The following is a 12,579-nucleotide window of genomic DNA, read 5'->3' as shown; positions in this document are numbered from 1 at the left end:
ACCCATGCGTGCACTGTGCTGGAACGGCGTCAACGATCTGAAAGTCGAGACCGTCGACGACCCCGAACTCGTCAATCCACACGACGTCATCGTGCAGGTACGGCTGACCACGACCTGCGGTTCCGACCTTCATTTCATCGACGGATACCTGCCGGGTATGCGGGAAGGTGACGTGTTCGGTCACGAGTTCATGGGCGAAGTGGTGGACGTGGGCCGCGAAGTGACCGACACCAGGGTGGGCGACCGCGTGGTCGTTCCGTCGTTCATCGGATGCAACTCGTGCTGGTACTGCGAGCACGACTTGTATTCGGTCTGCGACACGACGAATCCGAATGCCGAACTGCAGCAAGCGGTCTTCGGCTATCCCACGGGCGGCATTTACGGGAACACCCACCCGTTCGGCGGATATCAGGGCTCTCACGCCCAGTACATCCGCGTGCCGTTCGGCGACGTCAACTGTTTCACCATCCCCGACGGCATCACCGACGAGCAAGCCCTGTTCCTCTCCGACGCCGTCCCCACCGGCCTCATGGGCGCGGATTTCTGCGACATCTCGCCCGGCGACACGATCGCGGTGTGGGGCAGCGGGGGCGTCGGACTGATGGCCGCACACACTGCCCGTCTCCTCGGCGCGGAACGGGTCATCGTCATCGATCGTTATCCTGAGCGACTTGCGTTGGCACGTCGGGAGTTCGGTGCGGAAACCATCGACTACACGTCCGTCGACAGCGTGCAGGAGTCGCTACGCGAAACCACCGGCGGGCGGGGCCCGGACGCGTGCATCGACGCTGTCGGCATGGAAGGGCACGGCACCGGACTGCAGCAACTTTACGACCGCGCCAAACAACTGTTGAGGCTCGAATCCGACCGGTCCACCCCGTTGCGCGAAGCGATCCTCGCCTGCCGTAAGGGCGGGATCGTGTCTGTCCTCGGCATCTACGGACTGACGGACAAGTTCCCGATGGGTGTGGTGACCAACAAGAGTCTGACGATCCGGACGGCACAGCAACACGGTCAGCGGTACATGCCGCGGATGTTCGACTACGTCCAGCAGGGCGACCTCGATCCCTCATATCTGATCACCCACGACATGTCCCTAGAGGAGGCAGTGCGCGGATACCAGGTGTTCAAGAGCAAGCAGGAAGGGTGTGTTCGGGCCGTTTTCCGGCCGTGACAGCCAATGTTTCGGTGACTACTCGATCGGGCACGCAACAACTATGAGTATCGAAGATGGTCCTGGTGACACCCTCAACCCAGCCGAAAGCCTCGACCCCGACGACGTGCGGAACAACGACGGCGACGACGTCGTGGACCCGCCGGAGCACTGGAGCGAGGCCGACAAGTTCGGCATGACACCGCGCGAAGAGCGTGAAGGCGAGACTCTCGACGAGAAATTGTCCGAGGAAGAGCCCGACGTCGAGGTCGAGGTTCCGCCGGACATTCCCGTGGCCGCCGCACCGGACGACTCCCTGACCGAGGAGGACGTCGACCGAGTCCTCGACGACGACGTCGAGATTTCGGGCGAGGGCAGAAAGTCCGCGGAGGTCGTCGACGGCGTGATCGTCGAAGATTCACGGGTCGACAAAGGTCAGGTCGACGGCACTCCCGAGGACGGCGACTCGCTCTTTCCGATCGTGGATTGACAACGCACTCGGCACAGCGAACAAGGGGAAAGTGGATGAACGTGGCACAGGCGCCGGAGCGCGAACGGAGTTCGACCACAAGCGAGCGCTCACTGAACGGCTACGCGGCGACGATGGCCGCATACACCTTCGTCGTCGCCGTGGTCACGGTGCTCGGCGCTCTCACCAACCGGCAACTCCCGCGTGCCATGACCGTGCGAGAACTCGTCATCACCGCGTTTGCGGCGCACAAACTTTCCCGCACGGTGACCAAGGACGCCGTCACGACGCCGCTCCGCGCACCGTTCACCCAGCACGCCGGGGATGGGGGGCCCGGCGAGGTGATGGAGAAGCCGCAGGCCTCCGACGGTGTCAAGCACAGCATCGGCGAACTGCTGACCTGCCCGTTCTGCTTCGATGTCTGGGTGATCACCGGTTTCACCATCGGGCACGTCTTCGCCCCCCGGGCGACACGCATGGTGGCCGATGCGATGGCGGCTCTGGCCGGCGCGGACTTCCTGCAACTCGCGTACGCCACCGCCCAACAGGTGGCGGAAGGCTAGTTCGCGGCGCGGCCGGCGGACTCGGCCGTGAAGTTGTCGACGATGTCCGACGCGATTTCCCGCAGTTTCACGTTGCGGTGCTGCGAATACGTGACCAACTTGTCGAACGCCGTGTCCGCGTCGCACTGGAACGCCGCCATCGTCAGCCCTACCGCTTGACTCAGTGTGGTGCGAGTGTCCAGTGCGGTGCGCAGCTGATCGGTCTCGCGTTCACCGTCCGCGATGAGAGTCTCCCGGAACCACGACAATTCCAGGTGGACCCGGATTCGCGCCACCAGTTCGGCGGGTTGAAAGGGTTTGACGATGTAGTCGTCGGCGCCCTGACTCAAACCGTCGACTGCCGACTCGGTGCCCGCACGAGCAGTGAGGAGAACGACAGGGAGCCGCGCCGTCGACTCGTCCGCACGGAGTTCCTTCAAGAAGGTGATTCCGTCGCGTCCGGGCATCATCACATCGCTGAGAACCAGATGCGGTCGCCGATCCGCCAGGCGACGCCAAGCGGTATCCGCGTCCGGCACGGCGTCGACGTCCCAGCCTTGCCCCTCGAGCAGTCGGGCCAGGTAGGCCCGGAGATCGCTGTGGTCTTCGAGCAGCAGAATGCGGTACCGCGGCGCATCGTCGTCCGCTGCCGCAGGCACCGGGGAGGGCGAGACCGGCTCCCGCTGCAGTATCTCGCTGAGGTACGCAGTGGCGTCCACTCGTGCCGGGTTGGTGGAAACAGTCGCCTCTGCCCGCGCCGCGACGCGTGGCACACGGACCGTGAAGGTGCTTCCCCGTCCCGGCGTGCTGTCGAGGGCGACGGATCCGCCGAGCGCCTCGACGAGGTCCGCGACGAGGGAAAGTCCGATGCCCACACCGCCGCCGCTGTTGGGCGCTGCCCCCTCGACCCGATGGAACCGCTCGAACACCCGGTCCTGCTCGTCGGCCGGAATTCCGACGCCGGTATCGGCCACGCGCAAGAACAGATGGTGGTTTTCCTGCCGAAGTGACACGTCGACAGAGCCGCCGTCGGTGTTGTACTTGAGGGCGTTCGACACCAGGTTGAGGACGACCTTCACCCACATTTCCTGGTCGACGTCGACCAGTCCCACACCTTCGTCGATGTCGGTTCGGAGGAGAAGCCCCGCGTCCTCGGCTGCGGAGGCGAACATGCTCACACAGTCGGCGGTCAACCTGCCGATGTCGGTCGGTTCCGGTTTCTGCTCGAGTGTGCCGCCGGCGGCGGTGGAGATGTCCAGCAAGCCGTCGACAAGTCGCTGAAGCCGCTGCGCCGCCCGATAGGCGACGGCGATCGCATCGCGCCGTTCTTCGATCGACACCACACCGTTCTCTTCGCCCAATGTTTGCAGCGGCCCGAGGAGCAGCGTCAGCGGTGTGCGGAACTCGTGGCTGATGTTCTGGAAGAATCGCGTCTTCGCGGTGTCGAGTTCAGCGAGGGCTGCGGCGCGGTCTCGTTCGAACTCGAAGGCCAGAGCGTCCGACGTCAACGTCGACACCTTCGCGGCCACCAATTCGAAGAAGCTGCGATAGGCGTCGTCGAATGCGCGGCACGCGCTGATGCCGAGAACCAACAACCCCACAGGCTCGGAGTCGCCCGTCACCACCAGCGGATACACCCGCGCGTCGGCCGGGTGAATGCCCTCGCTCGCAGCGATGCGCAGCGGTGCGAGCTCCGTGCCCCGGTCCGTTCCCACGGCACCGACCAGGACCAGATCGTGCGACGCTCCGTTTCCAGCTGCTCCAGCGATGTCCTCCCGCAGATACATCACTGCCACCGGCACATCGTCGCTGCTGTCGGCCAGTACCTCCATGACCGCCTGGCACGAATCCGCGATCGGGTCGTCTCCGTCGGCGGTCGAGACCATGCCCAGCCGACGGAGCGTCTCCAATCGGCGTTCTCCGAGCACACGCGTCGTCACATCCGTCGTCGCGACGAAGACACCCGCCACGTTCCCGCCTTCGTCGTGCACCGGGCTGTAGGAGAACGTCCAATACGTCTCCTCCAAGTAGCCGTGACGTCGCAGGAACAACTGCTGGTTCTCCATGTACGTCGCTTCACCGCCCGCGAGTGCCTGCTCGGCGAGCGGTCCCAACTCGTCCCACACCTCCGCCCAGCACTGCGCACCCGGCTCGCCGACCGCGGCCGGATACTTCTCACCCAGTACCGGCGTGTAGGCGTCGTTGAAGATCTGCACCAGGTCGGGGCCCCACCACAGCAGCATCGGCACGGCCGACGGCAATACCGTGCGCACCGCAGCCCTCAGCTCGACAGACCAGGCCTCGACCGGTCCCAGCGACGTGGCCGCCCAGTTGTGGCGGCGAAGCCGTTCCCGCGTTTCACCGGGCCCTGCGAACAACCGTTCCGCAGACCAGGAAGCTTCACCCGAGGCAGTCACAATCCATGGACCTTTCGTCCACCGCCGGTTTCCCGGACCCATCCATTCCGTCCCAGAATCATGGCCCAGGTTCGACCCATCCCGCCACGCAGGTGGTCGCTACGGATTAACGGGAACGTGCTATCTGGGTGATTGCGGTGATTAGCGGCGGGTCGGGGCGCACCCCGTCACCGGTTGTCGATCACCATCATCAATGCCGTCGCACGAGCCCGATTCTCGATCGCGTCGACAGCGAAACCCAAGTGCCGGGACAGCTTGGTCAGCCGGTGCGCAACGCTGCTGTGGTGTAGGTGCATGCTCTCCGCCGCGGCGCGCAGCGTTCCCGACCGTAGATACACCCGCAGTGTCGCCAGCAACTCCGACCCCTGTTCGGAGTCGCGCAGTTCGGCAGCGCGAACGAGATCGGGAATCGCGGCGTGTGCGAAGGTCTGCCCCGCCACCAGTAGGTTGAGGGCGCCGAGGTCGTCCGCGTTTCCGATCGGTTCGGGTTCCGAGGCCTGACTACGGGCGAATTTCGCTGTACCGACGAGTGCGTTCGCGTCCGACGCCGGGGCCGCCAGTGAGAGACCCACCTGTACGGATCGGGAACGGGCCAGGTCGGCGAATTCCGGTGTCGGCACGAACGACTCCGCAACCAGCATCAGCGAGTCGCCGTCCACCTCGATCTCGGTGGAGCGGCCGGGTGCGAGCTCACCGGGCAGCGGTAGGCGCGCGCCCCCACCGGCCGTGTACACGAGCACACGGACGGGAGTCGACGGTTCGATCCGCAGTGCAGCGCACGAGGTAAGTGCCACCAGCTCGTCCATCGGAAAGAGAAGATTGCGTGTGTGCTCGGCGTCGGTGAGCACACGGCGCGGTTGCAGGATGATCGCCGCGGTCAGAGCCATCCGGTCGACGAGCATGTCGTCGAGCGGCAGACTCGCACCCGACCTCTCTATCCAGACAGACCCGACCACCACATCGTCGACCACGACGTCCTTCGATGCACTGGGCGCCAGCCGGGGCTGCGGAGACCACCGCCCGCGAGGATCACAGCGGCGCGGCTCGGAACTGCCGGACCACCCCGAGATGTCGATGCCGACGACGCAATCGGCCAGCGCGGCACTCGCCCGGAGCATCGAGGCGGTGTCCGCGCCGTGGCGGACCAGCGCGTCGAAATAGTCGATCACTCGTACCAGGCCCGCCGAGTCCGCATCGAGCTCGGCGAGCCGGTACATCAGTCCCTGCATCCAGCAACGCTACGAGGCTGGTGACACCACACGCAAGCGTCTACGCAGCGCGTCGAGCGCCTCCGCTATCGCGCGTTTGCTTACCTCCGCCGTCGCCAGCAATCCGGACCCGTGGAAGGTGCCGGGAAACGAATGCAGCTCCACGCTGATACCGGCGCGGAGCAGGCCGAGGGCGTAGTCGATCCCCTCGTCACGCAGCGGGTCCAATTCCATGGTGCAGAGATAGGTCGGGGGCAGGCCACGAAGATCGGTTGCGCGGGCCGGTGCCGCGTAGATCGACACATTCGGATCTTCCGGTCCCGTGTAGGACGTCCCGAGGTAGTACTGCCACGACAGGATCGCATTGGGGCGGTGCCACAACGGAGTGTCCACGAACGTCGTCATCGAGGCGGTGGTCAGCCGGTCGTCGAGCTCGGGAATGTCGAGGAGTTGGAATGCGACCGGGACGACGCCCTCGTCGCGCGCCCTCAGGACGGTTCCGGCGGCGAGCCCACCACCCGCGCTCTGACCACCGACCGCGATGCGGGAGGGATCGATTCCCCAGTCGTCCGCGTGGGCGTGGAGGTGAGTCAAGGCCGCGTAGCAGTCGTCGAGCGGACCCGGAAAAGGCGTTTCCGGAGCTAACCGGTATTCGACGCTTGCGACGGCGCACCCGAGTTCCCGCACCACCTCGACGCAGAAGGGGTCGCTGGAGGCCGCCGTGCCGATCGCGAACCCGCCCCCGTGGATCCACAGAAGAACCGGCAGCGGTCCCTCCGCGTTCTCCGGCGTGAAGAACCGGACACCGACGTCCGGGTCGTCGCCGAGACCTGGCACCGACAACTCCTGAACACGGACTCCGTCGAACGACAGATCAGCCAACAGGGAGCCGACCAGAGAGTCGAAGGTTGCCCGTGCTGAGGGCAGGTCGGAGAAATCGAGATTCGGGAGCATGGTGACCGCGGCCGCGAGTTCGGGGTCGAGCGTGGGAAATGATGTCATGCACCCAGCATGAGTCCGAATGTGGCGCAGGTCACCCAACAGCTGGAGGAAGTTGGCGAGGGAACGCCCGACGGGTGTCGGACGCCCCGGAACCCCGACCGACCTACCCGGCGATCTCGGCGTGCATCTCCCACACGATGACCTCGGCACCGGTTTCGGTAGTCAGTTGCTGACCTCCGCCGCCGCTGACCCGAACGGCGTCGCCCTCGCCGAGCACCCCGACGCCCTCCATCCATGCTTCACCGCGCGCCACGAACACGTGGAGGAACGGCGCGTCGGGCAGGGCGATCGGCGCCTGACCGGGTTGCATGCGCGCAACGTGCATTGCGGCGTACTTGTTCTTGATCCGAATCGCCGAGTGGTCGGCGTACGCGGGCATGCCCGACGCGACCGGCACCAGTCCCCCGGCCAGCAATTCGTGGTCGATCTCGAGTTGTTCGTAACCGGGCGTGATACCGGCTTCGTCGGGAACGACCCACATCTGGATGAAGTGCACCGGGTCACTGTGCTGGTCGGCATGGGCACCGGTGACACCGTCCAGACGCCAGGAGTCGTTCTTCTCGGAGTGCAAGATGCCGGTACCCGCGCTCATCCGCTGAGCCAGGCCCGGGTAGATGACCCCGGAATGCCCCATCGAATCCTGATGTACCAGCGAGCCCTGCAGCACCCAGGTGACGATTTCCATGTCCTGGTGTGGGTGGGTGTCGAAGCCCATCCCGGGAACGACGATGTCGTCGTTGTTGACCATCAGCACCCCGTGGTGGGTATTGGCGGGGTCGTAGTGGCGGCTGAACGAGAAGGAATGCTTGGAATCGAGCCAGCCGGCATGGGTCTTGAAGCGGTCGTCGGCCCGGCGGACATCCAATGGGGGACGAGTTACGGCAGTGGTCATGATCGGAGCACCTTTCGAGATGTCGGAGTGGTGGTTGTGGCGCTCTCGATCAGAGAACGTGTGACCCGTACATTTCCCCGAGCGGGTCGGCGATGAGTTCGAGGCGGGCACCGTCGGGGTCGCGGAAGTACAGCGAGACCTCGCTGTGCTCGATCAGCTCGACTCCGGCGTCGGTCAGCTTGCGGCGCAGGTGTTCCCACCGTTCGGGTTCGACGCTGATCGCGACATGATGCAGGCCGCCGAGAACCTCCTGATAGGGGCCGATGTCGAGTCCGGGGAAGTCGAAGAACGCCAGCAGGTTGCCGTTTCCGATGTCGAAGAAGAAGTGCGACGACCCGGGGTAGTCCCGATTCTCGATCAGCTCGGTGAGCGGAAACTCCAGCACATCCTGATAGAACCGCACCGTGCGCTCGACGTCCCCGCTGATCAACGCGGTGTGATGGAGACCGCGGGCCGACGACGCGGGCCGCGACGATGCCGGCTTCAGGTGCTCGGCACGGATTCGGTCGCGCTGCGCCGCGAACCCCTCGGAGCTCTTCTGCTCGGGTGTGGTGTTCATAGCCGTGTTTCCTTTCGCGAGGTGGCGACGAGGACGCCGGTCAGCTTTCGGCCGAGGGGGTGATTGCGTCTTCAACTACTTTGAGAATACCTCAAGTAGTTGCGCTGTCAACTACTCGGGGTATTGTTGATATGTGAAGACAACTCGGTGGCTCAGCGCGCAGGAACAACAGACGTGGCGTGCCTATCTCGACGCCACTCGCCTGCTCCTGCAAGCGCTCGATCGGCAACTCACCCGTGATGCGGGCATCTCGTTCACAGATTTCGAACTGCTCGTCGTCCTCTCGGAAGCCCCCGAGCGGCGACTGCGGATGAGCGAACTGGCAGAGGCCGTCACCACGACTCGCAGCGGGGTGACGCGGGCAATCAGCAGGCTCGTCGACGCCGGCTGGGTACGCCGCGTGGAGTGCAAGCACGACAAACGCGGAATGATGGCGGAGTTGACGGATGCCGGCGCCGACAAGCTCGCCGCCGCAAGCCCCGGACACGTGGCCGAGGTTCGCCGGAACATGTTCGACCTGCTCAGCCCGCGGGACGTCGCGATCCTCGGCCACGACTACAGCGAGATGCGCACCCACATGCTCGAGAACACCTGAACGGCAGATTCCATCCACCCGAACTCCCGAATTCCCACCCACCCGCAGTGTCACCGAGCAAGAAGGACGATCAATGACGCACTCCGACAACACCTCTCCCGCACTCGACACCACGGTTACGCACGTGCCCGATCGGCACCGCTACGAGCTCGGCGTCTCGGGACAACGGGTGGGGTTCACCGCATACCGCGACCAGGACGGTCGCCGCATCTTCTTCCATACAGAAATCGACGACGCATTCTCCGGCCACGGCCTCAGCTCCATCCTGGTCCGCCATGCACTCGACGATGTGCGCCGCTCGGGATTGCGTATCGTCGCGGTCTGCCCATTGGTGGCCGCCTATCTGAAGAAGCACGACGACTTCGAGGACATCACCGACCCGGTGACGTCCGAAATCCTCGCGTTCATTCGCTCGTCGACCCGGTAGTTTTACGTTTTAGTTGACATCGCAACGACATCCCCCTATTGTTGTAGTTGCAAGTTCAACTACTTCAGATTTTTCACCGCCCCGGTAGACCACTCTCGAGGAGTTCACCATGACCACCGCCATCACCACGCTGCCCGGCCTCACCGCAGGAACCTGGGCCATCGACCCCGTCCACTCCACCGTCGGCTTCTCCGTTCGCCACCTGATGGTCAGCAAGGTCCGCGGCACGTTCAACGACTTCACCGGCGCCATCACCGTCGCCGAGGACGGCACCGCCTCCGTCACCGCCGAGATCCAGGTTGCCTCGATCGACACCAAGAACGCCGACCGCGACGCCCACATCAAGTCGGCCGACTTCTTCGACGCAGAGCAGTTCCCCACCGCCGCCTTCACCTCCACCGGCATCCGCACCAAGGGCGACGACTACGTGGTCGACGGCAACTTCACCCTCCGCGGCGTCACCCGCCCCGTCGAGCTCGCGCTCGAATTCAACGGCGTCAACCCCGGCATGGGCAACGGCCCGGTCGCCGGCTTCGAAGCCACCACCGTCCTCAACCGCAAAGACTTCGGCATCAGCATCGACATGCCCCTCGAAGGCGGCGGAGCCGTCGTCGGCGACAAGATCACCATCAGCCTCGAGATCGAAGCCGGCCTCCAGGCCTGACACCACCCGTCTCGCTCATAGCGAGAGCGCGCTGAATGTCGCAGTAGCCCAGCGTTTCTGGGCTACTGCGACATTCGTGCGTCGAGCTGAAGAGGCGGGAACCCGGAACGCCGGTTCCCCGAATCGTCAGGTCAGCGGATAGAGGACCCGAACCGACCGCGGAAGCGGCTGTACCGCAATACCGCAACGTGTCGCCGCCGCCACGAAAGAGTCTGGCCGGGGGTCCAAGGGCCAGGGCGCTTCCCCGGCCGGACCGAATACTGCGGCCGCATTCGCCGCCGGGCCGGTCGTGAATCGCGTCTGATATCGGATGCCGTCGAACTCGACATCAAACGCCACCGCCCACGCCCGTGGGATGTCATACGGTGTCATCGAACACAACTCCCGCGTGAGCCCGAACGCGGCAGCCGCGCCGTCGCAGGTGTCCGCGAGGTCATGGGCACCCGGTACCCGCAAAGTCGACAGCACCCGCTCGGCCGCGAAGTCGTGGGCGATCACCCCGAGCGAGGCCAACGCCTCCCCCACCGTTTCGTGGATCGCCGTCGTCTCATCGAAGGCGACATAACACGTACCCCGCGGTGCGGACAGATCGAATCGTCCGCCACCCGAAGAAGAAAACCACCACGGTCCATTCGAGACCCGGTGACCACGCTTGACTTGCCGCCTCCCGGTCAACCGCCACCCGGGAAACCCCGTCAGCGTGCGCTTTCCGGGCACCCGCAGAGCAACGTCCTCCCTCACACCGCCCACCGCTGCACATCCGCGCGAGCCGCCGCCAGCACCGGGTCGACCCGGCCACCCTCGGTCAACCAATCCACCGCGGTCTTACCACCGAACGCGTCCTGCGGTGCCCGCAGCCACAGCGCACATGTCCACGGGTCCGCCCCAGCACGCAGAGCACGCCACACCTGCACCAGCGCCGGGTCGACAGTGCCGCTGCTGGTGAACTGCCACACCGGGTACACCCATTGGCCCTCCTCTAGTTGGCAGGCGATCACCGCCCCGGTCGCGACCTTCTTGCTCACCGCCTGACGACTGACATTCCACCACCGAGTCAGACCGGCGGTATCGTAGAACGGACCGACGAGCTGGTCATAGACATGGTGAATAGGGAGCGCAGCCGACATCGCATCTGCGATCGCCTGCACATCCGCGAACACATCAGTAGACACCCCAGCCGCAGCGGCCGCAGCGAACGTACGGTGCACCCGCTGCGACAGCTCCTCCATCAGCCGCTTCTCCTGCTCCACCAGCGACGTCACCGCCCACCCTCCCGTCAACCTTGTCAACCACGCTGGTTCCCCAAGGGTTCAACCACGTCAACCAAAAGAGTCGATGGCAGCGCTGAGTTGGTCGGTGAAGCTGCCACCACCGTGGCCGGCATCGTCGACGACGACGAGTCGACTGCTCTTCCAGAGGCGAGAGAGCTCCCACGCCGTGTCCAGCGGACCGGATACGTCGTGTCGGCCGTGGACGAGTACCGCGGGGATGCCCGTCAACCGGTCCATTCCCTCGCGTAGCTGGTTGTCTGCGAGGAAATGATCTCGACCCCAGTAGTGAGTGACCAAGCGTGCGAACACCATACGGAACGCAGGGTCGTGGTATCGGGGGTTCGGTGTCCACCCCGGTGCCAGGGAAACGTGGGTGTCCTCCCACTCGCACCACCGCAGTGCGGCGTTCTCACGAACGGCTGGGTCGGGATGAGCGAGCAGGCGTGCGTATGCGGCAGCAAGGTTGCCCCCGCGTTTGCCGTCCGGCACAGGTTCGACGAACCGTTCCCACTCGCGCGGGAACACCCTTCGCATGTCGCGGGTGATCCACTCGACCTCTTCGCGGGTGCCCGTGGTGATTGCACCCAACGCCATGCCGATCACACGATCGGGATGACGCTGCGCGTAGGCCAACGCGAGCGTGACGCCCCACGAGGCACCCGACACGACCCATCTGTCGATTCGGAGGTATTCCCGCAGTCGTTCGATGTCTTCGATCAGGTGCGCCGTCGTGTTCGTCGAGAGGTCGACGCCCGGATCATCCGCCAGTGGCCGGCTACGGCCGCATCCCCGTTGGTCGAACAGCACCGCCCGAAACGCATTGTGGTCGAAGAACCGGCGCATTCCGAGTGTGCAACCAGAGCCGGGGCCGCCGTGCAGATAGACCACCGGAGTTCCCGCAGGATTACCGACCGTCTCCCAATACAGGACCTGACCGTCGGAGACCTCCAGGAACCCGGAGTCGTAGGGTTCGACAGCTGGATACAGCGCAACCATGGATTCCGAAAATACGCGCTTCCCGAATGGGCCGGGCGTTCATTGCCGCGGGCAGTTCGATCGCTCATTCGGCGGCAGGTGGTACCTGATCCGGATCGTAGTCATCGATTCCAGCGGCAATCCTTTCTTGCTCGGTGCGGTGCTCCAGATAGTCATCATTGAGGCGGTCTGGGGACTTGCCGTGTTCACGTCGATCCCGTGGAGCTTGCTCGGTGGGATCGATCACGTCGTCGAGGTTGGGTTCGTCGGGTCGATCTGTCACAGTTCCTCCTCACATTCTTCCGTGCCATTCGCGTACCCCCGCCCGCGCTGTGAAACGACCGACCGAACTCGCTCGGCTCCGCGGGAGGGATTAGATACGGAACAGTGCCAGCCACGCCGTTC

At 64.9% G+C, this 12,579-nt stretch carries 15 protein-coding genes; 6 read left to right on the top strand and 9 right to left on the bottom strand.

The features are described 5' to 3' along the window. The first annotated feature begins 4 nt into the window (after nucleotides 1–4). Genes GFS60_RS17665 through GFS60_RS17655 form a run of 3 tightly spaced genes read left to right on the top strand, consistent with a single transcriptional unit; the run spans nucleotide 5 to nucleotide 2,185 of the window. The gene (locus tag GFS60_RS17665) at nucleotides 5–1,174 is read left to right on the top strand and encodes a zinc-dependent alcohol dehydrogenase (RefSeq protein WP_159923145.1); all 1,170 of its coding nucleotides are present in this window, start codon (nucleotides 5–7) and stop codon (nucleotides 1,172–1,174) included. Nucleotides 1,175–1,217: 43 nt separating this feature from the next. Continuing rightward, nucleotides 1,218–1,643 carry a hypothetical protein gene (locus GFS60_RS17660; protein WP_159923143.1) on the top strand — a complete coding sequence of 142 codons (426 nt, stop codon included), beginning with the start codon at nucleotides 1,218–1,220 and terminating at the stop codon, nucleotides 1,641–1,643. 35 nt (nucleotides 1,644–1,678) lie between these two features. After that, nucleotides 1,679–2,185: a DUF1360 domain-containing protein gene (locus tag GFS60_RS17655; RefSeq protein ID WP_159923141.1), complete on the top strand. Its 507-nt coding sequence runs from the start codon at nucleotides 1,679–1,681 to the stop codon at nucleotides 2,183–2,185. Here GFS60_RS17655 and GFS60_RS17650 read toward each other — a convergent pair. The 5 genes from GFS60_RS17650 to GFS60_RS17630 form a co-directional block, all read right to left on the bottom strand. Further along, on the bottom strand, nucleotides 2,182–4,623 hold the full coding sequence (locus tag GFS60_RS17650) for an ATP-binding protein (RefSeq protein ID WP_159923139.1): 2,442 nt from the start codon (nucleotides 4,621–4,623) through the stop codon (nucleotides 2,182–2,184). The two genes, GFS60_RS17655 and GFS60_RS17650, sit on opposite strands and share 4 nt — an antisense overlap. Nucleotides 4,624–4,748: 125 nt before the next feature. Beyond that, a complete protein-coding gene (locus GFS60_RS17645) occupies nucleotides 4,749–5,810 on the bottom strand; it encodes a helix-turn-helix domain-containing protein (RefSeq protein WP_236603185.1) in 1,062 nt (353 codons plus the stop codon). A 9-nt stretch (nucleotides 5,811–5,819) separates the two neighbouring features. Next, the gene (locus GFS60_RS17640) at nucleotides 5,820–6,791 is read right to left on the bottom strand and encodes an alpha/beta hydrolase (protein ID WP_159923137.1); all 972 of its coding nucleotides are present in this window, start codon (nucleotides 6,789–6,791) and stop codon (nucleotides 5,820–5,822) included. Between the two features lie 103 nt (nucleotides 6,792–6,894). Then, nucleotides 6,895–7,683 (bottom strand): pirin family protein, encoded by a 789-nt coding sequence (locus GFS60_RS17635; RefSeq protein WP_159923135.1) that lies wholly within the window; start codon nucleotides 7,681–7,683, stop codon nucleotides 6,895–6,897. A gap of 49 nt (nucleotides 7,684–7,732) precedes the next feature. Then, the gene (locus tag GFS60_RS17630) at nucleotides 7,733–8,242 is read right to left on the bottom strand and encodes a VOC family protein (protein ID WP_159923133.1); all 510 of its coding nucleotides are present in this window, start codon (nucleotides 8,240–8,242) and stop codon (nucleotides 7,733–7,735) included. Between the two features lie 133 nt (nucleotides 8,243–8,375). On the opposite strand from GFS60_RS17630, the gene GFS60_RS17625 reads away from it, so the two are divergent. From GFS60_RS17625 to GFS60_RS17615, 3 genes are all read left to right on the top strand, one after another. Next, entirely contained in the window at nucleotides 8,376–8,837 is a 462-nt protein-coding gene (locus GFS60_RS17625; RefSeq protein WP_159923131.1) for a MarR family winged helix-turn-helix transcriptional regulator, read from the top strand. 73 nt (nucleotides 8,838–8,910) lie between these two features. Beyond that, on the top strand, nucleotides 8,911–9,264 hold the full coding sequence (locus tag GFS60_RS17620; RefSeq protein WP_159923129.1) for a GNAT family N-acetyltransferase: 354 nt from the start codon (nucleotides 8,911–8,913) through the stop codon (nucleotides 9,262–9,264). A gap of 109 nt (nucleotides 9,265–9,373) precedes the next feature. After that, entirely contained in the window at nucleotides 9,374–9,928 is a 555-nt protein-coding gene (locus GFS60_RS17615; RefSeq protein ID WP_159923127.1) for a YceI family protein, read from the top strand. Nucleotides 9,929–10,054: 126 nt separating this feature from the next. Here the strand turns inward: GFS60_RS17615 and GFS60_RS17610 are convergent, their stop codons facing one another. From GFS60_RS17610 to GFS60_RS17595, 4 genes are all read right to left on the bottom strand, one after another. After that, on the bottom strand, nucleotides 10,055–10,678 hold the full coding sequence (locus GFS60_RS17610) for an RES family NAD+ phosphorylase (RefSeq protein WP_159923125.1): 624 nt from the start codon (nucleotides 10,676–10,678) through the stop codon (nucleotides 10,055–10,057). Next, complete coding sequence (locus tag GFS60_RS17605; RefSeq protein WP_159927302.1) at nucleotides 10,666–11,157, bottom strand: DUF2384 domain-containing protein; 492 nt, start codon at nucleotides 11,155–11,157, stop codon at nucleotides 10,666–10,668. Before GFS60_RS17605 ends, GFS60_RS17610 begins: the two co-directional genes overlap by 13 nt. A gap of 90 nt (nucleotides 11,158–11,247) precedes the next feature. Further along, nucleotides 11,248–12,195: a prolyl aminopeptidase gene (pip, locus tag GFS60_RS17600; protein ID WP_159923123.1), complete on the bottom strand. Its 948-nt coding sequence runs from the start codon at nucleotides 12,193–12,195 to the stop codon at nucleotides 11,248–11,250. 64 nt (nucleotides 12,196–12,259) lie between these two features. Continuing rightward, nucleotides 12,260–12,457, bottom strand: coding sequence for a hypothetical protein (locus GFS60_RS17595; protein WP_159923121.1), 198 nt, complete (start codon nucleotides 12,455–12,457; stop codon nucleotides 12,260–12,262). Nucleotides 12,458–12,579 lie beyond the last annotated feature (122 nt).

This window comes from Rhodococcus sp. WAY2 (genome assembly GCF_009859915.1).
In the GTDB taxonomy this organism is placed as follows: Bacteria; Actinomycetota; Actinomycetes; order Mycobacteriales; family Mycobacteriaceae; genus Rhodococcus_F; species Rhodococcus_F oxybenzonivorans.
The sequence above is the reverse complement of the archived record's forward strand: the minus strand, read 5'-3'. Positions and strand labels throughout refer to the sequence as shown.